Source organism: Streptomyces sp. NPDC090032, from assembly GCF_044748025.1.
Lineage (GTDB): Bacteria > Actinomycetota > Actinomycetes > Streptomycetales > Streptomycetaceae > Streptomyces.
In genome coordinates this window covers 36,384-59,385 of the sequence record NZ_JBIVFF010000014.1, presented here as the reverse complement: position 1 = coordinate 59,385, position 23,002 = coordinate 36,384, and the positions used below count along the sequence as shown (strand labels likewise).

Genomic DNA, 23,002 nt, shown 5'->3' with positions numbered 1-23,002 from the left:
AAACACGGACACCACGCGCGACGAGTTCCATCTCCTCGCACGCGGTGCCATTCCGCATTCTTGTTGCCGTTACCGGTTCGTGTCATCCGCCTGTGGACAACTGCCAGCGATATGTCGGGTCTTACGGCCTTTTGTTACGCGGGATCGATCTCCCGGAGGAGGCCGGTCGTCACATCGAAGACGAATCCGCGCACATTCTCGGTGTCCACCAGGAACGGGGAGGTCCGCACGCGCTGCATCGACTGGCGCACGTCCTGGTCGACGTCGCGGAACGCCTCGACGGCCCAGGCCGGGCGCTGGCCGACCTCCATCTCCAGATCGTGGCGGAACTCCTCGGTGAGGCTCTCCAGACCGCAGCCGGTGTGGTGGATCAGGACCACGCTGCGGGTGCCGAGCGCCCGCTGGCTGATGGTGAGCGAGCGGATGACGTCGTCGGTGACGACGCCGCCCGCGTTGCGGATGGTGTGGCAGTCGCCCAGTTCGAGGCCCAGGGCGGCGTGCAGGTCGAGCCGGGCGTCCATGCAGGCCACCACGGCCACCTTCAGGACGGGCCGGGCGTCCATGCCGGGGTCGGTGAAGGCCGCTGCGTAGCGCTGGTTCGCCTCGACGAGGCGGTCCGTCACGGTGCCGTCGACGGGTATGGCGCTTTCGGACTCGGCGGGGAGCGATGCGGAAGTCGTCATAGCTATGACGGTAATGGTCACTGTTGGGACGAGCCCGCTGTGAGAGGGGACAAAGAACGCCATCGCGGCTTGTTGTGAGGTAACCCACAGGGGCGGTACCGGCTCGCCCGTACGGGTGATTTCGCTTCCTCCGCGGCATCGCGAGGAGGCGGCGCGCGGCGCGCAGGCCGGTTGATTGACCGGGCGACACCGTGGACTAAAGTGACGCGGAAACCCCAGGAAACACCGAAGATCCCGGCACTTCACCGGACTCTTCCCACGTGCGCGACGGGCATCCCTGCGGTGCGTGGCGCCGCGCCGGAACTGAGAGGGCCCCTTGAGCCAGACCCGACATGTCCCGGTGATGCTCCAGCGCTGCCTGGACCTGTTGGCCCCGGCCCTCGCCGAGCCGGGCGCGGTCGTCGTCGACTGCACGCTCGGCCTCGGCGGACACAGCGAGGCCCTCCTCTCCACCTTCCCCTCCTGCCGCCTCGTCGGTCTCGACCGCGACAAGGAGGCCCTGCGCCTCTCCGGCGAGCGCCTCGCCCCGTTCGGCGACCGCGCCACCCTCGTACACGCCGTCTACGACGAGCTGCCCGAGGTCCTCGACCGGCTCGGCATCCCGCGCGTGCAGGGCGTCCTCTTCGACCTGGGCGTCTCCTCCATGCAGCTCGACGAGGCCGACCGCGGCTTCGCCTACGCGCAGGACGCGCCGCTCGACATGCGCATGGACCAGACGACCGGGATGAGCGCCGCCGAGGTCCTCAACACGTACCCCCCGGGCGAGCTGGTCCGGATTCTGCGGGCGTACGGCGAGGAGAAGCAGGCCAAGCGGATCGTCTCGGCGGTCGTGCGCGAGCGCGACAAGGAGCCGTTCAGCAACAGCGCCCGGCTCGTGGAGCTGATCCGCGACGCGCTGCCGCAGGCCGCCAAGCGCACCGGCGGCAACCCCGCCAAGCGCACCTTCCAGGCCCTGCGCATCGAGGTGAACGGCGAGCTCAGCGTCCTGGAGCGGGCGATCCCGGCCGCCGTGCAGGCGCTCGCCGTCGGCGGACGTATCGCCGTCCTTTCGTACCACTCGCTCGAGGACCGGCTCGTGAAGCAGGTCTTCGCCGCCGGCGCCGCGAACACCGCGCCGCCCGGGCTCCCGGTCGTCCCCGAGCGCTACCAGCCGCGGCTCAAGCTGCTCACGCGCGGCGCGGAGCTCCCCACGGAGGAAGAGGTCGCCGAGAACCGCCGGGCGGCCCCGGCGCGGCTGCGGGGTGCGCAGCGCATCCGCGAGGAGGTCGCCGGGTGAGTTCCGGGCGGGCGAGGAGGGGTCGATGAGTCCCAGGGGCGAACTGCGGGGGAGGGCGGCGCGACTCGCGCGGCTGCTGCCCTCGGGGCCCGCGGGCGGCAGCCAGGCCGCCCGTACACCGTTCGTGCTCCTCGTCGTGCTCCTGCTCGGTGGCGGGCTGATCACGCTCCTGATGCTGAACTCGGCGCTCAACGAAGGGTCGTTCAGGGTGAACGACCTCAAGAAGCAGACGACCGACCTCACCGAGGACGAGCAGGCGCTCCAGCGCGACGTCGACGCCTACGCGGCCCCCGACTCCCTGCAGCGCCGCGCCCGTGAGCTGGGCATGGTCCCCGGCGGCGACCCGGCCTTCCTCAACCCCGACGGCACCGTCCGCGGTGTCCCGGGCGCGGCGGCCCCCTCCGCGCTGTGGCGGCCCGCGCCGCGCCCGCCCGAGGTCGTGGGCACGACTCCGAGCCCCTCGCCGACCCCGTCGGTGACCCCCAAGGCCACCCCGAACCCCACGTCCTCGCAGGTGAAACCCGCGCCCTCGACCTCCGGCAGGTGACGGAATGACCGACAGGGAGCCCCCGCGACGCCGGGTCCCAGCCCCCGCGAGACCCGCGCGGAACGGCCGCCCCGGCGCCCCCCGGCGCCCGAGCCCCGGCGCTCGGCGCCCGCGCCCCGCCCCCGTCAAGGCGCCCGCCGTCCTGCGCCTCGGCAGCCCCCGCCCCCGGCTGCGCATGGTCAGCCTCGGCCTCACCCTCGTCCTCATCGCCTTCGTCGTACGCCTCCTCCAGGTACAGGCCGTCGACGCCAGCGCCTATGCGGCCAAGGCCGAACAGCACCGGTACGTCGAGCACGTCCTCGCGGCCGAGCGCGGCGGGATCACGGACCGCAGCGGCGTCGCGCTCGCCACCAGCGTGGACGCGTACGACATCACGGCCGACCCCACGATGTTCCAGTCGGCGGACACCGCGGCCGCCAAGAACTCCACGGCCCCGGTGGTGCCCCAGGACGCGCCCGAGCAGGCCGCGGCGCTCCTCGCGCCGATCCTCGGCATGGACGCCGACACGGTCGCGAAGAAGCTGCGGACCCCCAGGACGCGCTACGTCCTGCTGGCCCGCCGTCAGACCCCCCAGGTCTGGAAGCAGATCAAGGACCTCAAGAGCACGCTCGCCGAGAAGGCGGACCAGGAGAAGTCGGCGAGCGTCATCGCCGGAGTCTTCGCCGACCCCAGCAGCAAGCGCGTGTACCCGAACGGCGATCTGGCCGCCGGGATACTGGGCTGGGTCAACGCCGACGGCAAGGGCGGCGGCGGTATCGAGCAGCAGCTGAACAAGGATCTGTCGGGCAAGCCCGGCAAGATCAAGTACGCCCAGTCCGGCGGCCGTCAGGTGCCCACGGCCGGCAGCAACGAGCAGCCCGCCGTGCCCGGTTCGCAGGTCGAGCTGACCATCGACCGTGACATCCAGTGGGCCGCCCAGAAGGCCATCACCGACCAGGTGAAGAAGTCCGGGGCGGACCGCGGTTACGTGATGGTGCAGGACACCAGGACCGGCGAGGTCCTGGCGATGGCCAACGCCCCCGGCTTCGACCCCAACGACCTCTCGCAGGCCAACTCCACCTCCATGGGCAACGCCGCGCTCCAGGACGCGTACGAGCCCGGCTCCACCGCGAAGGTCATGACGATGGCCGCCGTGCTCGAGGAGAACGCGGCCACGCCGGACACGCACGTCACGGTGCCCAACCGGCTGCACCGCGGCGACCGGCTGTTCCAGGACGACATCGACCACGCCACCTGGCACCTCACGCTGAACGGCGTGCTCGCCAAGTCCAGCAACATCGGCACCATCCTGGCGTCGGGCCAGCTCGGCAAGACCCAGCCCCAGGCCAACCAGGTGCTCTCGTCGTACCTGCGCGAGTTCGGCATCGGCCGCCCCACCGGGCTCGACTTCCCGGGCGAGACCTCGGGCATCCTGGCCCCCGCCGGCAAGTGGTCGACCTCGCAGCAGTACACGATCCCTTTCGGCCAGGGCTTCTCCATCAACGCGATGCAGGCGGCCTCCGTCTACTCGACCATCGCCAACGGCGGCGTACGCGTGGAGCCCAGCCTCGTACGCGGCACCAAGGGACCCGACGGCAGGTTCACCCCGGCCCCCAGGCCCAAGGAGAACCGGGTCGTCAGCGCGAAGACGGCCAAGACGCTCGCGCAGATGCTCGAGTCCGTCGTGGACGACGAGGAGGGCACCGGCGCCAAGGCACGCATCCCCGGCTACCGAGTCGCCGGCAAGACCGGCACAGCCAACCGAGTGGATCCGGCCACCGGCAGGTACAAGGGGTACACGTCGTCGTTCGCCGGTTTCGCCCCCGCCGACAAGCCGCGCGTCACCGTCTACTGCGCGATCCAGAACGCCACCAAGGGCAGCTACTTCGGCGGTCAGATCTGCGGCCCCATCTACAAGCAGGTCATGGAGTTCGCCCTCAAGACGCTCCAGGTCCCGCCCACCGGCGCCGAGCCCGCCCGGCTGCCCGTCAGTTTCAACCCCTGATCCGAGCCCCGAGAGTGACCAGGTACAGCCCGTGACAACGATCACCCCGGACCCCGGGAACCAGCCCGCGCCACGCCCCTCGCTTCGCTCCATGGGGGGTGGGCCCGGTACGCTCACCGCCGTGCCACACCCTGATCAGTCCCAAACCTCCCAGAAGGGCGATCCCGTGACATTTCCGGGACCGCCGCGACCGGTGCAGGTCACCGCGACGCGACTTGCCGACCTTGCGGATCAGCTGGGAGTACCCGCGCCCGAAGAGCCCACGGCGTCGACGGAGAGCACCGGCATCACGCACGACTCGCGCGCCGTACGCCCCGGCGACATCTACGCGGCCCTGCCCGGCGCCCGCTTCCACGGCGCCGACTTCGCCGCCCAGGCCGCGAGTCTCGGCGCCGTCGCCGCCCTCACCGACCCGTCGGGCGCCGAACGCGTCGCGGCGGCCGGTCTGCCGGCCCTCGTCGTGGAGAACCCGCGCGGCCGGATGGGAGAGCTGGCGGCGACGATCTACGGCCACCCCGGCCGCGATCTGCTCCAGATCGGCATCACCGGTACCTCCGGCAAGACCACGACGGCCTACCTCATCGAGGGGGGCCTGCGCACGATGCGCAGCACCGGCCTCATCGGCACGGTCGAGATGCGCATCGGCGACGAGCGCATCAAGTCGGAGCGCACCACCCCCGAAGCCACCGACCTCCAGGCGCTGTTCGCGGTGATGCGCGAGCGCGGCGTGGACGCGGTGGCCATGGAGGTCTCCAGCCACGCCCTCGTGCTCGGCCGGGTCGACGGCTGCGTCTTCGACGTGGCGGTCTTCAACAACCTCAGCCCGGAACACATGGAGTTCCACTCCGACATGGAGGACTACTTCCGGGCCAAGGCGCAGCTGTTCACGCGTGCACGCAGCAAACAGGGCGTCGTGAACTACGACGACGAGTACGGCCGCCGCCTGGTCGGCGAGTCCGAAGTGCCTGTCGTGACGTTCTCCGCCGACGGCCACCCGGACGCCGACTGGCGCGCCGAGGACGTCGAGGTCGGCCCGTTCGACTCCGCCTTCGTGGCCGTCGGCCCCAAGGGCGAGCGGATCACCGCCAAGTCCCCGCTGGCCGGGCCGTTCAACGTGGCCAACGCGCTCGCCGCGATCGTCGCGCTCGCCGTCGCGGGCATCGACCCGCAGCAGGCCGCGGACGGCGTCGCCGCAGTACCGGGCGTCCCCGGCCGCCTGGAGCGCGTCGACGCCGGCCAGCCCTACCTCGCGGTCGTCGACTACGCGCACAAGACCGACGCCGTCGAGTCCGTGCTCCGCGCGCTGCGCAAGGTCACCGAGAACAAGCTGCACATCGTGCTCGGCTGCGGCGGCGACCGTGACACCACCAAGCGGATGCCGATGGGTGCCGCCGCCGCCCGGCTCGCCGACACCGCCGTACTGACATCGGACAACCCCCGCTCCGAGGACCCCCTCGCGATCCTCGCCACCATGCTCGCCGGCGCCGCCGAGGTGCCGGCCCACGAGCGCGGCGAGGTCCAGGTCTTCGAGGACAGGGCGGCGGCCATCGCCGCCGTGGTCGCCCGCGCACAGCCGGGCGACACCGTCCTGGTCGCGGGCAAGGGCCACGAGCAGGGCCAGGACATCGCCGGGGTGGTGCGTCCCTTCGACGACCGCCTGGTGCTTCGCGAAGCTATCCAGCAAACCCAGGGATGAAGTTGTGATCGCCCTCTCCCTCGCCGAGATCGCCACAGTCGTCGGCGGGCAGACCCACGACATACCGGATCCGTCGGTCCAGGTGACCGGACCGGTCGTCATCGACTCCCGGAAGGTCACGGACGGCAGCCTGTTCGCGGCCTTCGCCGGCGAGCGCGTCGACGGCCACGACTACGCGGCCGCCGTGGTGGACGCCGGCGCGGTCGCGGTGCTCGCCTCGCGCCCGGTCGGGGTGCCCGCCATCGTTGTCGACGACGTGCAGGCCGCCCTCGGCGCCTTGGCGCGCGCCGTCGTCGAACGGCTCGGCGCCACCCTCGTCGCGCTCACCGGTTCCGCCGGCAAGACCAGCACCAAGGACCTGATCGCCCAGGTCCTGCGCCGCAAGGCGCCCACGGTCTTCACGCCGGGCTCGTTCAACAACGAGATCGGCCTGCCCCTGACCGCGCTGAGCGCCACCGACGAAACCCGCTATCTCGTCCTGGAGATGGGCGCGCGCGGCAAGGGCCACATCCGGTACCTCACCGGCCTGACCCCGCCGAGGATCGGCGTCGTCCTCAACGTCGGCACCGCCCACATCGGTGAGTTCGGCGGGCGCGAGCAGATCGCCGAGGCCAAGGGCGAACTGGTCGAGAGCCTGCCGTCGGCGAGCGAGGGCGGCACCGCGATCCTCAACGCGGACGATCCCCTGGTCCGCGCGATGGCCTCCCGCACGAAGGCGAAGGTGCTGTTCTTCGGAGAGGCCGCCGACGCCGACGTACGCGCCGAGAATGTCCGTCTCACGGAGAACGGACAGCCTTCCTTCAGCCTTCGCACACCCTCCGGGTGCAGTGACGTGACCATGCGCCTGTACGGTGAGCACCACGTGTCGAACGCGCTCGCCGCGGCCGCCGTCGCCCATGACCTTGGAATGTCCGTGGACGAGATCGCCCTCGCGCTCTCCGAGGCGGGCACACTGTCGCGCTGGCGTATGGAGGTCACCGAGCGCCCGGACGGCGTGACGGTCGTCAACGACGCCTACAACGCGAACCCCGAGTCCATGCGAGCCGCTCTGCGAGCGCTCGCAGCGATGGGCAAGACCCGGCGGGCAAAGGGGGGGCGTACGTGGGCGGTGCTCGGTCAGATGGCCGAGCTCGGGGACGAGGCGCTGGCCGAGCACGACGCGGTCGGACGGCTTGCCGTCCGACTCAACGTCAGCAAGCTCGTGGCAGTCGGGGGCAGGGAAGCGTCCTGGCTGCAACTGGGCGCCTATAACGAGGGTTCGTGGGGTGAGGAGTCGGTGCACGTGTCCGACGCACAGGCGGCTGTCGACCTGTTGCGCAGCGAGCTGCGCCCGGGTGACGTCGTGCTCGTGAAGGCCTCCAGGTCGGTGGGCCTGGAGAGTGTCGCGCAGGCGCTGCTCGCCGTCGACGGCGACAACGTGGGCGAGGTTGCTGCCCGATGATGAAGCAGATCCTCTTCGCGGGTGTGATCGGGCTCTTCCTGACCCTGATCGGGACGCCCCTGCTGATCAAGCTCCTTGCGCGCAAGGGTTATGGCCAGTACATCCGTGACGACGGCCCGCGCGAGCACCACGCCAAGCGCGGTACGCCGACGATGGGTGGTATCGCCTTCATCCTGGCGACGTTCATCGCGTACTTCATGAGCAAGGTCATCACCGGCGCCGCGCCGACCCTGTCGGGTCTGCTGGTGCTCGGCCTGATGGGCGGCATGGGTCTGGTCGGCTTCCTCGACGACTACATCAAGATCGTCAAGCGCCGTTCGCTCGGCCTGCGGGCCAAGGCGAAGATGGCCGGACAGCTGACCGTCGGCATCGCCTTCGCGGTGCTCTCGCTCCAGTTCGCCGACAACCGCGGTAACACCCCGGCCTCCACGAAGCTCTCGTTCGTGCAGGACTTCGGCTGGACGATCGGCCCGGTCCTGTTCGTGGTCTGGGCGCTGTTCATGATCCTCGCGATGTCGAACGGCGTGAACCTGACGGACGGCCTCGACGGCCTCGCCACCGGCGCCTCCGTGATGGTCTTCGGCGCGTACACCTTCATCGGTGTCTGGCAGTTCCAGGAGTCCTGCGCCAACGCGCAGACCCTCACCAACCCCGCCGCCTGTTTCGAGGTCAGAGACCCACTCGACCTGGCGGTCGTCGCATCGGCACTGATGGGCGCCTGCTTCGGCTTCCTGTGGTGGAACACCTCGCCCGCGAAGATCTTCATGGGTGACACCGGTTCCCTCGCGCTCGGCGGCGCCCTCGCGGGTCTCGCCATCTGCTCCCGTACGGAGTTCCTGCTCGCCCTGCTCGGCGGCCTGTTCGTCCTGATCACCATGTCCGTGGTCATCCAGGTCGGCTCCTTCCGCCTCACCGGCAAGCGCGTCTTCCGCATGGCGCCACTGCAACACCACTTCGAACTCAAGGGCTGGTCCGAAGTCCTTGTGGTGGTCCGCTTCTGGATCATCCAGGGCATGTGCGTGATCGTCGGACTCGGCCTCTTCTACGCGGGATGGGCAGCCGACAAGTGACCACTGGGTCCGACTGGCAGAACAAGCGGGTCACCGTCGCCGGTCTCGGCGTGAGCGGCATCAGCGCCGCCCGCGCCCTGGCCGGCCTCGGCGCCTCGGTCACCGTCGTGGACGGCGGTGACAGCGAGGCGCACCGCACCAAGGCGGCCGAGCTCGCGCAGCTCGGCGTCGCGGCGCGCCTCGGGGACGCCGAGACGCTCCCCGAGGGCACCGACCTCGTCGTCACGTCACCGGGCTGGAAGCCCTCGTCCCCGCTCTTCGCGGCGGCGGCCGAGGCCGGCGTGGACGTCGTCGGGGACGTGGAGATCGCCTGGCGCCTGCGCGGCCCCGGCGCCGCCCCCTGGCTCGCCGTCACGGGCACCAACGGCAAGACCACCACCACGCAGATGCTCGCGTCGATCCTGGAGGCGGCGGGCCTGCGCACGGCGGCCGTCGGCAACATCGGTACGCCGATCATCGACGTCGTCCTCGAAGGCGACGACGCGTACGACGTGTTCGCCGTCGAGCTCTCCTCGTACCAGCTGCACTGGGCGCCCTCGCTGCGCGTCCACTCCGGGGCGGTCCTCAACCTCGCGCCCGACCACCTCGACTGGCACGGCTCCATGGAGGCGTACGCCGCCGACAAGGGCCGTATCTACGAGGGCAATCAGGTTGCCTGCGTCTACAACGTCGCCGACAAGGCCACCGAGGACCTGGTCCGCGAGGCCGATGTCGAGGAGGGCTGCCGCGCGATCGGCTTCACCCTCGGTACGCCCGGCCCGTCCCAACTCGGCGTCGTGGACGGCATCCTGGTCGACCGGGCCTTCGTCGACCAGCGTCACAAGAACGCCCAGGAGCTGGCCGAGGTCGCGGACGTCGACCCGCCCGCCCCGCACAACATCGCCAACGCCCTCGCGGCCGCCGCCCTCGCGCGCGCCTTCGGCGTCGAGGCCGCCGCCGTCCGCGACGGACTGCGCGCCTTCACGCCCGACGCGCACCGCATCGCGCACGTCGCCGACGTCGGCTCGGTCGCGTACATCGACGACTCCAAGGCGACCAACACCCACGCCGCGGAAGCCTCCTTGGCCGCCTACGAGTCGATCGTGTGGATCGCGGGCGGCCTCGCCAAGGGCGCGGCCTTCGACGAGCTCGTCGTCCGGTCGGCGAAGCGGCTTCGCGGGGTCGTCCTGATCGGCCAGGACCGCGCGCTGATCCGGGAAGCCCTCGCGCGACACGCCCCTGAAGTCCCGGTGGTCGACCTCGACCGGACTGACACTGGGGCGATGTCGCAGGCGGTCCAGGAGGCCGCGCGGCTCGCCCGGCCGGGGGACACCGTGCTGATGGCCCCGGCCTGTGCGTCGATGGACATGTTCACCAACTACAACAAGCGTGGCGACGCGTTCGCGGAAGCGGTCCGCGAACTCGGCTCCACGAGCGTCTGACGGGGCCTTCGGGTGCCCGGTGACGCCGGGCACCCTCGGGAGGGGATCGTGGCAGCGTCATCGTCGTACAACGGTCGGGTGCGCTGATGCCCGGCAGCAGCGCGCGGGCGGCCCGGCGGCCCCCGGCGGCGCGTCCCCCCAGGAAACCGGCCCGGCCGGCCCGCGTCAGCCCCGTACGGCGCCTCTACAACCAGGCCCGCCGCGCCTGGGACCGCCCTCTCACCGCGTACTACCTGATCCTCGGCTCCAGCCTCCTGATCACCGTGCTCGGCCTCGTGATGGTCTACTCGGCCTCGATGATCACGGCCCTGCAGAACGGGCTGCCCAGCTCGTACTACTTCCGCAAGCAGTTCCTCGCGGCGGCGATCGGCGGGGCCCTCCTGTTCGCCGCCATGCGGATGCCGGTGAAGCTGCACCGGGCGCTGGCCTACCCGCTGCTCGCCGTCAGCGTCTTCCTGATGGTCCTCGTGCAGGTGCCGGGGATAGGAGTCTCCATCGGGGGCAACCAGAACTGGATCTCGCTGGGCGGCCCCTTCATGCTCCAGCCCAGCGAGTTCGGGAAGCTGGCCCTCGTCCTGTGGGGCGCGGACCTGATGGCGCGCAAGCACGACAAACGGCTGCTCACCCAGTGGAAACACATGCTGGTGCCGCTCGTCCCGGTGGCCTTCCTGCTGCTCGGACTGATCATGCTCGGCGGCGACATGGGCACGGCGATCCTGCTCACCGCCATCCTCTTCGGACTTCTCTGGCTGGCCGGGGCGCCCACCCGCCTGTTCGCCGGCGTGCTCTCCGTCGCGGCCGCGATCGGCGTCCTCCTCATCAAGACCAGCCCGAACCGCATGGCACGCCTGTCCTGCCTCGGCTCCACCGACGCGGGACCCGACGACATCTGCTGGCAGGGACTGCACGGCATCTACGCGCTCGCTTCGGGCGGATTCTTCGGATCCGGGCTCGGTGCGAGTGTGGAAAAATGGGGCCAACTCCCCGAAGCGCACACCGACTTCATCTTCGCCATCACCGGTGAGGAACTGGGCCTTGCGGGGACGCTGTCGGTGCTCGCCCTGTACGCGGCTCTAGGCTATGCGGGTATCCGCGTGGCCGGACGCACGGAGGACCCCTTCGTGAGGTACGCCGCGGGTGGCGTGACCACCTGGATCACGGCCCAGGCCGTGGTCAACCTCGGTGCGGTGCTCGGTCTCCTGCCGATCGCCGGTGTCCCGCTCCCGCTGTTCTCGTACGGGGGGTCAGCGCTGCTGCCGACCATGTTCGCCGTAGGACTTCTGATCGCCTTCGCGCGGGACGAACCCGCGGCGCGGGCGGCCCTGGCCATGCGGCAGCCTCGGATGAGATGGAACACGATGCGACGGCGCGCCACGGCGCGTACGTCCGGAGAGCGGTGAATTTCGGTGCATGTCGTACTCGCCGGCGGGGGGACCGCCGGCCACATCGAGCCCGCGCTCGCCCTCGCGGACGCCCTGCGCAGGCAGGACCCGACCGTGGGCATCACGGCCCTCGGTACGGAGAAGGGGCTCGAGACGCGGCTCGTACCCGAGCGCGGATACGAACTCGCGCTGATCCCCGCCGTACCGCTGCCGCGCAAGCCAACCCCTGAACTGATCACCGTCCCGGGCCGGCTGCGCGGCACCATCAAGGCGGCCGAGCAGATCATGGAGCGCACCAAGGCGGACTGCGTCGTCGGCTTCGGCGGCTATGTCGCCCTGCCCGGCTACCTCGCGGCCAAGCGCCTCGGTGTGCCGATCATCGTGCACGAGGCCAACGCCCGTCCCGGCCTCGCCAACAAGATCGGTTCGCGCTACGCCGCGGGCGTCGCGGTCTCGACGCCCGACAGCAAGCTGCGCGGCGCCCGCTACGTGGGCATCCCGCTGCGCCGCACCATCGCCACGCTCGACCGGGCGCGCGTGCGGCCCGAGGCGCGCGCCGCCTTCGGTCTCGACCCGAACCTGCCGACACTGCTCGTCTCCGGCGGCTCCCAGGGCGCCCGCCGCCTCAACGAGGTCGTCCAGCGGGTCGCACCGCTGCTCCAGCAGTCCGGCATCCAGATCCTGCACGTCGTCGGCCCGAAGAACGAACTGCCGCACGTACAGCAGATGCCGGGGATGCCCCCGTACATCCCGGTACCGTACGTGGACCGGATGGACCTCGCGTACGCCGCGGCCGACATGATGCTCTGCCGCGCGGGCGCGATGACCGTCGCCGAACTCTCCGCCGTCGGGCTCCCCGCCGCCTACGTCCCGCTGCCCATCGGCAACGGCGAACAGCGGCTCAACGCCCAGCCGGTGGTGAAGGCCGGCGGCGGACTGCTGGTCGACGACGTGGAACTGACGCCCGAGTGGATCATGGGCAACGTCCTGCCCGTGCTCGGCGACCCGCACCGGCTGTACGAGATGTCCCGCGCCGCCTCCGAGTTCGGCCGCCGGGACGCCGACGAACTGCTCGTCGGCATGGTGTACGAGGCGATCGCGTCGCGGCACCGCCAATAACACACCGGCGAGTGGGCCGAAGGGGCACGCCGGTGCCGAGAGGTCGAGCGCGCGGAGGCCCGAAGGGCTGAGCACGGTCGGGCTCCGGCACCGGCCGGGGCGCCCCGGAGGTGAACCGAGCCAGGAATGGGAGTGCGCGTGGCCGGACCGACGACCGCAGACCGCGGCGAGCGGCACAAGCCGAAGTCCGGCCCGCCCCGGCCCCCTCGGGGCCGCCGCCTGCGCCTGCCACGCCCGCGCGTCCTGATCGTGACGGGAGTCGCGCTCCTTCTCGGCGGCGGCACGCTCTGGCTGCTGTACGGATCCCAGTGGCTGAGGGTGGAGCGCGTCACGACCTCGGGCACCGTGGTTCTGACGCCCGCTCAAGTACGCGCGGCTGCCGCCGTTCCGGTCGACGCCCCGCTGATTTCCGTCGACACGGGCGCCATTGAGGACCGACTTCGGCGGGAATTGCCCCGGATCGACTCGGTTGAAGTCACGCGTTCCTGGCCGCACGGAATCGGATTGAAAGTGACCGAGCGCAAGCCGGTCCTGATTGCCGAAAACGACGCAAACGGTAAAAACGGCGAAAATCGCGAAGGTGACTCCAGCGCGGGCAAGTTCGTCGAAATTGACGCCAAGGGTGTCCGGTTCGCCACCGTTCGGAAGGCCCCCAGGGGCGTTCCCCGACTGGAATTGACGCCGGATCAGTCCGCCGCCGCCGCGAGCCTCCGGCGTTTCGGCCCCGACCGTCTGGTGCGCGAGGCGGTCCGCGTCGCGGGCGATCTGCCCCCGGCCGTGGCCCGTGACACCCGCGCGCTCAGGGTCCGTTCGTACGACGACGTGTCCCTGAAGCTGAGCGGTGGCCGCACCGTCGCCTGGGGAAGTGGTGAGAAGGGCGACACGAAGGCGACCACCCTCACCGCCCTCATGAAAGCCGCCCCGAAGGCCCGGCACTTCGACGTAAGTGTCCCCACCGCCCCTGCGTCATCAGGGAGTTGACGCGCATCAGTGCAGGCCAGCACCCTGGTTGGGCACTGCTACGGCTGATCACATAGGGTGAAAAGAAAAACGGGAGGTTCGGCGTGTTCGTTGAACGTGCGCCACTTGTCGACTTAGTGTCCTGTTCGGAAGAGTCCAGGGAACAGACACACTGGTAACCCTAAACTTCAGCGTTAGGGTTCGGGTCGGCAGACAAGTAGTCCGGGCCGCCCCAATTCGGCATCAGTCGTCGCAACGTATCAATGCGAGGCGGCGACACGTAACTCGAGGCGAGAGGCCTTCGACGTGGCAGCACCGCAGAACTACCTCGCAGTCATCAAAGTCATCGGTGTCGGCGGCGGTGGTGTCAATGCCATCAACCGGATGATCGAGGTCGGTCTCAAGGGCGTCGAGTTCATCGCCATCAACACCGACGCGCAAGCCCTGTTGATGAGCGACGCGGACGTCAAGCTCGACGTCGGCCGTGAACTCACCCGCGGACTCGGCGCCGGAGCCAATCCGGCCGTCGGACGCAAGGCGGCCGAGGATCACCGCGAGGAGATCGAGGAGGTCCTCAAGGGGGCCGACATGGTCTTCGTCACCGCCGGCGAAGGCGGTGGCACCGGCACCGGCGGCGCACCTGTCGTCGCCAACATCGCACGCTCGCTGGGAGCCCTGACGATCGGTGTGGTCACCCGGCCGTTCACCTTCGAGGGCCGGCGTCGCGCGAACCAGGCGGAGGACGGCATCGCCGAGCTCCGCGAAGAGGTCGACACCCTCATCGTCATCCCCAACGACCGTCTCCTGTCCATCTCGGACCGGCAGGTCTCCGTCCTCGACGCCTTCAAGTCGGCCGACCAGGTCCTGCTTTCCGGTGTCCAGGGCATCACGGACCTGATCACCACTCCCGGCCTGATCAACCTCGACTTCGCCGACGTCAAGTCGGTCATGTCCGAGGCCGGTTCGGCGCTCATGGGCATCGGCTCGGCCCGCGGCGACGACCGCGCGGTGGCCGCCGCCGAGATGGCGATCTCCTCGCCGCTCCTCGAGGCGTCCATCGACGGCGCCCGCGGCGTGCTGCTCTCCATCTCCGGCGGTTCCGACCTCGGTCTCTTCGAGATCAACGAGGCGGCGCAGCTGGTCAGTGAGGCCGCGCACCCCGAGGCCAACATCATCTTCGGCGCCGTCATCGACGACGCCCTGGGTGACGAGGTGCGGGTCACGGTCATCGCGGCCGGGTTCGACGGCGGTCAGCCACCGTCCAAGCGGGACACCGTCCTTGGCGGCGCGTCCGCCAAGCGCGAGGAGCCGGCGCCGCGAGCCACCGAGGCCCGCCCGTCGTTCGGCAGCCTCGGCAGCGTCACCCCGCGCGACGAGCCGCAGGCTCCGGAGCCCGTCGAGGCCGCTCCGGCGAACGAGATGCCGTCCGCCCCGGTCGTCACGCCGCAGGTTCCGCCGGCCCGTCCCTACCAGGACAGCCAGGCCGAAGAGCTGGACGTGCCGGACTTCCTGAAGTGACCGGCACAAGTGACCTGCAGAAGTGACCTCCTGAAGTGATAGGACAGCGCGACCACGCGAGCGGCGCCCACTTCGCCTTCACCGACCGGTGGGGCGGGGTGAGCGCCGCTCCGTACGAGGAGCTCAACCTCGGCGGCGCGGTCGGTGACGACCCGGCCGCCGTCCACGCCAACCGCAGGAGTGCGGCGCAGTCGCTCGGCCTCGACCCGGCGCACGTGGTCTGGATGAACCAGGTGCACGGCCCGGACGTCGCGGTGGTCGACGGACCCTGGGGTCCGGCGGCCGACATCCCGTCCGTCGACGCGATCGTCACCGCACGGCGCGGACTCGCTCTCGCGGTGCTCACCGCGGACTGCACCCCGGTCCTGCTCGCCGACCCGGTCGCGGGAATCGCCGCCGCCGCCCATGCCGGACGCCCCGGCATGGTCGCCGGAGTCGTCCCCGCGGCGGTCGAGGCGATGACGGAACTCGGCGCCGAACCCGCCCGCATCGTGGCCCGCACCGGCCCCGCCGTCTGCGGGAAGTGCTACGAAGTCCCGGACGGGATGCGCGCCGAGGTGGCCGCCGTGGAACCCGCGGCGTACGCCGAAACCAGCTGGGGCACCCCTGCCGTCGATGTGACCGCCGGAGTGCATGCCCAGCTGGAGCGGCTCGGGGTGCGCGACCGGCAGCAGTCGCCGGTGTGCACCCTGGAGTCGCACGACCACTTCTCGTACCGCCGCGACCGCACCACCGGTCGGCTCGCTGGCTATGTCTGGCTGGACTGATGGGACATGACGGACCGTAAGACTCAACTCGCCGCGAATCTGGCACAGGTGGAGGAACGCATCACCTCGGCGTGCATCGCCTCGGGCCGTAAGCGCGAGGAAGTGACCCTGATCGTGGTCACCAAGACGTACCCCGCGAGCGATGTGCGGATCTTGTCGGAACTCGGTGTGCGCGATGTCGCCGAGAACCGCGACCAGGACGCGGCGCCCAAGGCGGCGGAATGTGCGGACCTGCCGCTGCGGTGGCACTTTGTCGGTCAGTTGCAGACCAACAAGGTTCGGTCCGTGGTCGGTTATGCCGATGTCGTGCAGTCCGTCGACCGGCCGAAGCTCGTCACGTCACTGTCGACGGCGGCCGTGCGCGCGGAGCGTGAACTCGGCTGCCTGATCCAGGTCGCGCTCGACGCCGAGGAGAACGGGCGGGGCGAGCGTGGTGGCGTGGGGCCGGGCGGAATCGAGGAGTTGGCCGGACTTGTGGCGGACGCTCCCGGTTTGCGCCTCGACGGTCTGATGACGGTCGCACCGCTGACCGGTCCGTACGCGGACCGCCAACAGGCGGCGTTCGAGCGGCTGATGGATTTGTCGACTGACCTGCGCCGGGCTCATCCGGCTGCGAACATGGTGTCAGCAGGGATGAGTGCGGACCTCGAACAGGCCGTGGCGGCCGGAGCGACACATGTGCGCGTCGGTACGGCGGTACTCGGAGTCCGACCCAGGCTCGGGTAACGTCGCCAAGAAGTCGGACCACAGCAGAAAATATGGTCATTCTCGCTGATGGGCGGGGAGATCGCGTGGATCGCAGGCACTTTGGTTGACGTCAGCCGATCCACCACAGAGCGGAGGACTCAGAGCAATGGCCGGCGCGATGCGCAAGATGGCGGTCTACCTCGGCCTCGTGGAGGACGACGGGTACGACGGCCGGGGCTTCGACCCCGACGACGACTTCGAGCCCGAGCTGGACCCCGAGCCCGAGCGGGACCGCAGGCGGCATGAACTGTCGCATCAGTCGCACAACACTCATCAGCCACACCAGTCCCAACGGGACGAATCGGTACGAGTGGTACAGCCTCCCGCCCAGCGCGAACCGGCCCCGCTGCCCGCGGAATCCGGACGTCCGGCGCGAATCGCCCCCGTGGCATCCATCACACCTGAACGCCAGAGCCTGGAGAAGAACGCACCGGTGATCATGCCCAAGGTTGTGTCCGAGCGGGAGCCCTACCGCATCACGACGCTGCACCCCCGGACGTACAACGAGGCCCGTACCATCGGGGAACACTTCCGTGAAGGCACTCCGGTGATCATGAATTTGACGGAGATGGACGACACCGACGCGAAGCGACTTGTCGACTTTGCCGCCGGTCTCGTCTTCGGTCTGCACGGCAGCATTGAGCGGGTGACGCAGAAGGTGTTCCTGTTGTCGCCTGCTAACGTCGATGTCACGGCGGAGGACAAGGCCCGCATCGCAGAGGGCGGGTTCTTCAACCAGAGCTGAGACGCAGCACCGGTGAAGTGCCGGTGTAGTTACTAGTCACGAAGCACGAGACACAGGGGAGAGGGAACCGCGAACATGAGCGTGGTTTTGGATGTTGTCTACATCGCGCTGATGTGTTTCCTCATCGTGCTGATCTTCCGGCTGGTCATGGACTACGTCTTCCAGTTCGCCCGCTCGTGGCAACCCGGCAAGGCGATGGTGGTCGTACTGGAGGCCACCTACACTGTCACTGATCCACCGCTCAAGCTTCTGCGGCGGTTCATTCCGCCGCTGCGTCTCGGGGGCGTGGCGCTCGACCTGTCCTTCTTCGTACTGATGATCATCGTCTACATCCTGATCTCCGTCGTGAGCCGGCTGTGAACGATACGGTCTTGCCGAATGCCGACGACTACGTTGAGGTGAAGAGATGCCATTGACCCCCGAGGACGTGCGGAACAAGCAGTTCACGACCGTCCGCCTCCGAGAAGGCTATGACGAGGACGAGGTCGATGCCTTCCTCGACGAGGTCGAAGGCGAACTGACTCGCCTTCTCCGAGAGAACGAGGACCTGCGCGCGAAGCTTGCCGCAGCCACCCGCGCCGCTGCGCAGAACCAGCAGCAGGGCGGCATGCGCAAGCCTCCGGAACCGCAGGACCAGCGAGGACCCGGTGCGCCGGTGCCCGCCGCAATATCGGGCCCGCAGCCGGTGCAGCCGCAGCAGCAGATGGGTGGCCCCATGGGCGGCCCGCCTCAGCTGCCCAGCGGCGCGCCGCAGCTGCCCGCAGGCCCCGGTGGACATGGTCCGCAGGGTCCCGGTCCGCAGGGTCCCGGCCCGATGGGCCAGGGTCCGATGGGACAGGGTCACCCCGGCCAGAACCAGCTCGGTCAGGGTCAGATGGGCCAGGGTCAGATGGGCCAGGGTCAGCTGCAGCAGCAGATGGGCGGCCCGATGGGCGGTCCCATGGGTGGCCCCATGGGCGGTCACGGTCCGCAGATGCCGCAGCCCGGTCAGGGCCCCGGTGGCGACAGCGCCGCCCGTGTCCTCTCTCTTGCGCAGCAGACCGCCGACCAGGCGATCGCGGAGGCCCGTTCCGAGGCCAACAAGATCGTCGGCGAGGCCCGCAGCCGCGCCGAGGGTCTCGAGCGTGACGCCCGTGCCAAGGCCGACGCCCTGGAGCGGGACGCGCAGGAGAAGCACCGCGTCGCGATGGGCTCCCTCGAGTCCGCCCGCGCCACGCTGGAGCGCAAGGTCGAGGACCTGCGTGGCTTCGAGCGCGAGTACCGCACGCGTCTGAAGTCCTACCTCGAGTCGCAGCTGCGTCAGCTGGAGACCCAGGCCGACGACTCGCTGGCTCCCCCGCGGACGCCGGCGACCGCGTCGCTGCCGCCGTCGCCCGCGCCTTCCATGGCGTCGGCCGGTGCGGGTGCCCCGTCCTACGGTGGCAACCAGACCATGGGCGGCAACCAGCCGCAGGCCGGTCCGTCCTACGGCGGTGGCCAGCAGCAGATGTCGCCGGCAATGACTCAGCCGATGGCGCCGGTGCGGCCGCAGGGTCCCGCGCCGATGCAGCAGGCGCCGTCGCCGATGCGCGGTTTCCTCATCGACGAGGACGACAACTGACGGGCGTGACCACGCCTTAGGCGTCGGCAGCGTTCAAGGGCCGGGCCCCCGGATTTCCGGGGGCCCGGCCCTTTGCCGTATCCAGGGTGGGTCGGCGAGGTGCAGAAACGTTCATCTGTGCGTCGGTACGAAACGCCGAAGGCCCGGCCCCGCCAAGATCTTTGGCGGGGCCGGGCCTTCGGTCGTGGGTTACGCCTTGCGGAGGCGGAACGTGAGGGCGAGAGGCTCGTCCGTGAACGTCTCGCCGTAGGTGTCGTCCGCCTCGCTCTGGGCGAAGTCCGTGGCGAGGACCTCGTCCGCGATCAGCGTCGCGTGCTCGGACAGGGCCGAGACGACCGCGGGCTCCGTGGACGTCCAGCGCAGGGCGATCCGGTCCGCGACGTCCAGACCGCTGTTCTTACGGGCCTCCTGGATCAGGCGGATCGCGTCACGGGCCAGGCCCGCCTGACGCAGCTCCTCCGTGATCTCCAGGTCGAGCGCGACCGTCGCGCCGGAGTCCGAGGCGACGGACCAGCCCTCGCGCGGGGTCTCCGTGATGATGACCTCGTCGGGTGCCAGCGTGATCGTCTCGCCGTCGACCTCGACCGACGCCGTGCCTTCGCGCAGGCCGAGCGAGAGCGCGGCGGCGTCCGCCTCGGCGACCGCCTTCGCGACCGCCTGGACGCCCTTGCCGAACCGCTTGCCCAGGGCGCGGAAGTTCGCCTTGGCGGTCGTGTCGACCAGGGAGCCGCCGACTTCGGAGAGCGACGCCAGGGAGGAGACGTTGAGCTCCTCGGTGATCTGGGCGTGCAGCTCCGGGTTGAGCGTCTCGAAGCCCGCGGCCGCGACCAGAGCGCGCGACAGCGGCTGACGCGTCTTGACGCCCGACTCCGCGCGCGTGGCGCGGCCCAGCTCGACCAGGCGGCGGACGAGGAGCATCTGCCGCGACAGGTCCGGGTCGATGGCGGAGAGGTCCGCCTCCGGCCAGGAGGACAGGTGGACCGACTCGGGGGCGCCGGGTGTGACCGGAACCACCAGGTCCTGCCAGACCCGCTCCGTGATGAACGGCGTCAGCGGCGCCATCAGACGCGTGACCGTCTCGATGACCTCGTGCAGCGTGCGCAGGGCCCCCTTGTCGCCCTGCCAGAAGCGGCGGCGGGAGCGGCGCACGTACCAGTTCGACAGGTCGTCGACGAACGAGGAGAGCAGCTTGCCGGCGCGCTGGGTGTCGTACGTCTCCAGGGCCTGCGTCACCTGGTCGGTGAGCGCGTGCAGCTCGGAGAGCAGCCAGCGGTCGAGCACGGTGCGGTCGGCGGGGGCCGGGTCGGCCTCGCTGGGCGACCAGTCCGACGTACGGGCGTACAGGGCCTGGAAGGCGACCGTGTTCCAGTACGTCAGAAGGGTCTTGCGGACCACTTCCTGGATCGTGCCGTGGCCGACGCGGCGCGCGGACCACGGGGAACCGCCCGCGGCCATGAACCAGCGCACCGCGTCCGCGCCGTGCTGGTCCATCAGCGGGATCGGCTGGAGGGTGTTCCCCAGGTGCTTGGACATCTTGCGGCCGTCCTCGGCGAGGATGTGGCCGAGGCACACGACGTTCTCGAAGGACGACTTGTCGAAGACGAGCGTGCCGACCGCCATGAGGGTGTAGAACCACCCGCGGGTCTGGTCGATGGCCTCCGAGATGAACTGCGCCGGGTACCGGCTCTCGAAGAGCTCCTTGTTCTTGTACGGGTAGCCCCACTGTGCGAACGGCATCGAACCCGAGTCGTACCAGGCGTCGATGACCTCGGGCACGCGCGTGGCCGTCTTCTCGCACTGGGGGCACGGGAAGGTGACCTCGTCGATGAACGGGCGGTGCGGGTCGAGGTCGGCCAGGTCGGTGCCGGTCAGCTCGCCGAGTTCGGTCAGCGAGCCGACGCAGGTGAGGTGGTCGTCCTCGCAGCGCCACAGCGGGAGCGGGGTGCCCCAGTAGCGGCTGCGGGACAGCGCCCAGTCGATGTTGTTGTTCAGCCAGTCGCCGAAGCGGCCGTGCTTCACGTTCTCCGGGAACCAGTTGGTTCCCTCGTTCTCCTCGAGCAGGCGGTCCTTGATCTCCGTGGTGCGGATGTACCAGGACGGCTGCGCGTAGTAGAGCAGCGCCGTGTGGCAGCGCCAGCAGTGCGGGTAGCTGTGCTCGTACGGGACGTGGAGGAAGAGCAGGCCGCGGTCCTTGAGGTCCTCGGTGAGCTTCTCGTCCGCCTTCTTGAAGAAGACACCGCCCACGAGGGGGACTTCCTCCTCGAAGGTGCCGTCGGGGCGGACCGGGTTCACCACCGGCAGGCCGTACGCCTTGCAGACCTTGAGGTCGTCCTCACCGAACGCGGGGGACTGGTGGACGAGACCGGTGCCGTCCTCGGTCGTGACGTACTCGGCGTTCACCACGTAGTGGGCGGGCGCCGGGAACTCCACCAGCTCGAACGGACGTTGGTAGTTCCAGCGCTCCATCTCGGCGCCGGTGAAGGACTGGCCGGTCGTCTCCCAGCCTTCGCCGAGCGACTTCTCGACGAGGGGCTCGGCGACGACGACCTTCTCCTCGCCGTTCGTCGCGACGACGTAGGTGACGTCGGGGTGCGCGGCGACCGCGGTGTTCGAGACGAGCGTCCAGGGGGTCGTCGTCCAGACGAGGAGCGAGGCCTCGCCGGCCAGCGGACCGGAGGTGAGCGGGAAACGGACGTAGACGGAGGGGTCGACGACCGTCTCGTAGCCCTGCGCCAGCTCGTGGTCCGAGAGCCCGGTGCCGCAGCGGGGGCACCAGGGGGCGACGCGGTGGTCCTGGGTCAGCAGGCCCTTGTTGAAGATCTCCTTGAGCGACCACCAGACCGACTCGATGTACTCGGGGTCCATCGTGCGGTACGCGTCGTCGAGGTCGACCCAGTAACCCATGCGGGTCGTCAGGTCGGTGAAGGCGTCGGTGTGGCGGGTCACGGACTCGCGGCACATGGCGTTGAACTCGGCGATGCCGAAGGCCTCGATGTCCTTCTTGCCGCTGAAGCCGAGCTCCTGCTCGACGGCCAGCTCCACGGGCAGGCCGTGGCAGTCCCAGCCGGCCTTGCGGGCCACGTGGTAGCCGCGCATGGTGCGAAAGCGCGGGAAGACGTCCTTGAAAACGCGGGCCTCGATGTGGTGGGCGCCCGGCATGCCGTTGGCCGTGGGCGGGCCCTCGTAGAACACCCACTCGGGGCGTCCCTCGGACTGCTCCAAGCTCTTGGCAAAGATCTTCTGCTCGCGCCAGAAGTCGAGCACGGCGTGCTCGAGGGCGGGCAGGTCTACCTGGGCGGGCACCTGGCGGTACGTCATCGCTCTTCCTCCGGCGGACACTGTTCTTCCGTCTCCGTCGGAGGGACGAGAGCTTCGTCTGTGACGTACGCCGTGTGCGGCGCGCTCCCGCGGTACCACCCTCCTTGGCCCCCCGGGGCGCTGACTGCTCCGGTGAGCCCCCTCATTGGGGTCGCGAAGCCGGTTCTAATCGCCCCGCGAGCGGGGCTTTCTTCCGGCGGCTCCGGGGTGATCTTCGCGTCGCGCTCGCCCCCGGGCTTCCACCGTCCCCGGGTCGCTCCTGGCTGCGTACGCCGCTACTCGGCCCCATCCATGCTTCTCGCTCCGCCCAGTGTACGGGGCCCGGGCGCGCGCGGCCGACCGGTTTACGGGCGGCGGTGGGAGGGCCCGGGGTGGTCGGTGTCAGGCGTGCTGAGGGATCTCGTCCTTGAGGTTGCTGCGGATCATGTTCCGCAGCTCGGGGGTGTCGGTGTGGCCGTGGACGGACACGGAGTGCTCGGCCGCGGCGCGGACCACCTCGTCCTCCTCGCCCGTGATGGCGAGCGTGCAGTTCGTCTCGCTCGGCACGTCACGGCAGTCGACTACTTTGCGCATGATGATGCACCTTCTCCGCTTGTGCCCAATTTTATTCCCCTGGGGCCCTGTCCGGCGGGGTCGTCAGGGGCTTTCGCCGGGCAGGTCACGGCTGTGCGGGTGACCCGAATGGCGACACGGGACCCGACGGATCGCGGCGTCGGGGGCTCGGCGGA

The 23,002-nt window shown here is 70.0% G+C and carries 19 protein-coding genes; 16 read left to right on the top strand and 3 right to left on the bottom strand.

Going from position 1 to position 23,002, the window contains the following annotated elements; all coding sequences use genetic code 11:
• Positions 1-134 precede the first annotated feature (134 nt).
• A complete protein-coding gene (locus ACIPWY_RS30930; RefSeq protein ID WP_362905374.1) occupies positions 135-683 on the bottom strand; it encodes a carbonic anhydrase in 549 nt (182 codons plus the stop codon).
• Positions 684-999: 316 nt separating this feature from the next.
• Between ACIPWY_RS30930 and rsmH the strand changes: the two genes are divergently transcribed.
• The 16 genes from rsmH to ACIPWY_RS30850 all read left to right on the top strand — a co-directional run bounded on the left by rsmH (position 1,000) and on the right by ACIPWY_RS30850 (position 18,956).
• Positions 1,000-1,959: a 16S rRNA (cytosine(1402)-N(4))-methyltransferase RsmH gene (gene rsmH, locus ACIPWY_RS30925; protein WP_362905376.1), complete on the top strand. Its 960-nt coding sequence runs from the start codon at positions 1,000-1,002 to the stop codon at positions 1,957-1,959.
• 25 nt (positions 1,960-1,984) lie between these two features.
• On the top strand, positions 1,985-2,506 hold the full coding sequence (locus ACIPWY_RS30920; protein WP_362905378.1) for a hypothetical protein: 522 nt from the start codon (positions 1,985-1,987) through the stop codon (positions 2,504-2,506).
• A 4-nt stretch (positions 2,507-2,510) separates the two neighbouring features.
• Positions 2,511-4,490 carry a peptidoglycan D,D-transpeptidase FtsI family protein gene (locus ACIPWY_RS30915; protein WP_393698480.1) on the top strand — a complete coding sequence of 660 codons (1,980 nt, stop codon included), beginning with the start codon at positions 2,511-2,513 and terminating at the stop codon, positions 4,488-4,490.
• Between the two features lie 31 nt (positions 4,491-4,521).
• Entirely contained in the window at positions 4,522-6,186 is a 1,665-nt protein-coding gene (locus ACIPWY_RS30910) for a UDP-N-acetylmuramoyl-L-alanyl-D-glutamate--2,6-diaminopimelate ligase (RefSeq protein ID WP_362905382.1), read from the top strand.
• Positions 6,187-6,190: 4 nt separating this feature from the next.
• Positions 6,191-7,627, top strand: a complete 1,437-nt coding sequence (gene murF / locus ACIPWY_RS30905) for a UDP-N-acetylmuramoyl-tripeptide--D-alanyl-D-alanine ligase (protein WP_362905384.1) — start codon at positions 6,191-6,193, stop codon at positions 7,625-7,627.
• Positions 7,624-8,697, top strand: coding sequence for a phospho-N-acetylmuramoyl-pentapeptide-transferase (gene mraY / locus ACIPWY_RS30900; RefSeq protein WP_266565220.1), 1,074 nt, complete (start codon positions 7,624-7,626; stop codon positions 8,695-8,697). Before murF ends, mraY begins: the two co-directional genes overlap by 4 nt.
• A complete protein-coding gene (gene murD, locus ACIPWY_RS30895) occupies positions 8,679-10,118 on the top strand; it encodes a UDP-N-acetylmuramoyl-L-alanine--D-glutamate ligase (protein WP_393698484.1) in 1,440 nt (479 codons plus the stop codon). The genes mraY and murD overlap by 19 nt, the downstream gene beginning before the upstream one ends.
• 86 nt (positions 10,119-10,204) lie before the next feature.
• Positions 10,205-11,518 carry a putative lipid II flippase FtsW gene (gene ftsW, locus ACIPWY_RS30890; RefSeq protein ID WP_362905388.1) on the top strand — a complete coding sequence of 438 codons (1,314 nt, stop codon included), beginning with the start codon at positions 10,205-10,207 and terminating at the stop codon, positions 11,516-11,518.
• Positions 11,519-11,524: 6 nt separating this feature from the next.
• Complete coding sequence (murG, locus tag ACIPWY_RS30885) at positions 11,525-12,619, top strand: undecaprenyldiphospho-muramoylpentapeptide beta-N-acetylglucosaminyltransferase (RefSeq protein WP_401535925.1); 1,095 nt, start codon at positions 11,525-11,527, stop codon at positions 12,617-12,619.
• 138 nt (positions 12,620-12,757) lie between these two features.
• Positions 12,758-13,600: a cell division protein FtsQ/DivIB gene (locus ACIPWY_RS30880; RefSeq protein ID WP_393698487.1), complete on the top strand. Its 843-nt coding sequence runs from the start codon at positions 12,758-12,760 to the stop codon at positions 13,598-13,600.
• Between the two features lie 285 nt (positions 13,601-13,885).
• A complete protein-coding gene (ftsZ, locus tag ACIPWY_RS30875) occupies positions 13,886-15,097 on the top strand; it encodes a cell division protein FtsZ (protein WP_362905394.1) in 1,212 nt (403 codons plus the stop codon).
• 35 nt (positions 15,098-15,132) lie between these two features.
• Complete coding sequence (pgeF, locus tag ACIPWY_RS30870) at positions 15,133-15,864, top strand: peptidoglycan editing factor PgeF (protein WP_389549741.1); 732 nt, start codon at positions 15,133-15,135, stop codon at positions 15,862-15,864.
• A 6-nt stretch (positions 15,865-15,870) separates the two neighbouring features.
• Positions 15,871-16,590: a YggS family pyridoxal phosphate-dependent enzyme gene (locus ACIPWY_RS30865; protein ID WP_383885710.1), complete on the top strand. Its 720-nt coding sequence runs from the start codon at positions 15,871-15,873 to the stop codon at positions 16,588-16,590.
• Positions 16,591-16,717: 127 nt separating this feature from the next.
• Positions 16,718-17,356 (top strand): cell division protein SepF, encoded by a 639-nt coding sequence (locus ACIPWY_RS30860; protein ID WP_362905400.1) that lies wholly within the window; start codon positions 16,718-16,720, stop codon positions 17,354-17,356.
• A gap of 75 nt (positions 17,357-17,431) precedes the next feature.
• Positions 17,432-17,716: a YggT family protein gene (locus tag ACIPWY_RS30855; RefSeq protein ID WP_033318070.1), complete on the top strand. Its 285-nt coding sequence runs from the start codon at positions 17,432-17,434 to the stop codon at positions 17,714-17,716.
• Between the two features lie 46 nt (positions 17,717-17,762).
• Complete coding sequence (locus ACIPWY_RS30850) at positions 17,763-18,956, top strand: DivIVA domain-containing protein (protein ID WP_362905402.1); 1,194 nt, start codon at positions 17,763-17,765, stop codon at positions 18,954-18,956.
• 189 nt (positions 18,957-19,145) lie between these two features.
• Here the strand turns inward: ACIPWY_RS30850 and ileS are convergent, their stop codons facing one another.
• Positions 19,146-22,274: an isoleucine--tRNA ligase gene (gene ileS / locus ACIPWY_RS30845; RefSeq protein WP_362905404.1), complete on the bottom strand. Its 3,129-nt coding sequence runs from the start codon at positions 22,272-22,274 to the stop codon at positions 19,146-19,148.
• 381 nt (positions 22,275-22,655) lie between these two features.
• Positions 22,656-22,847, bottom strand: coding sequence for a DUF1059 domain-containing protein (locus ACIPWY_RS30840; protein ID WP_100592229.1), 192 nt, complete (start codon positions 22,845-22,847; stop codon positions 22,656-22,658).
• Positions 22,848-23,002: the final 155 nt, after the last annotated feature.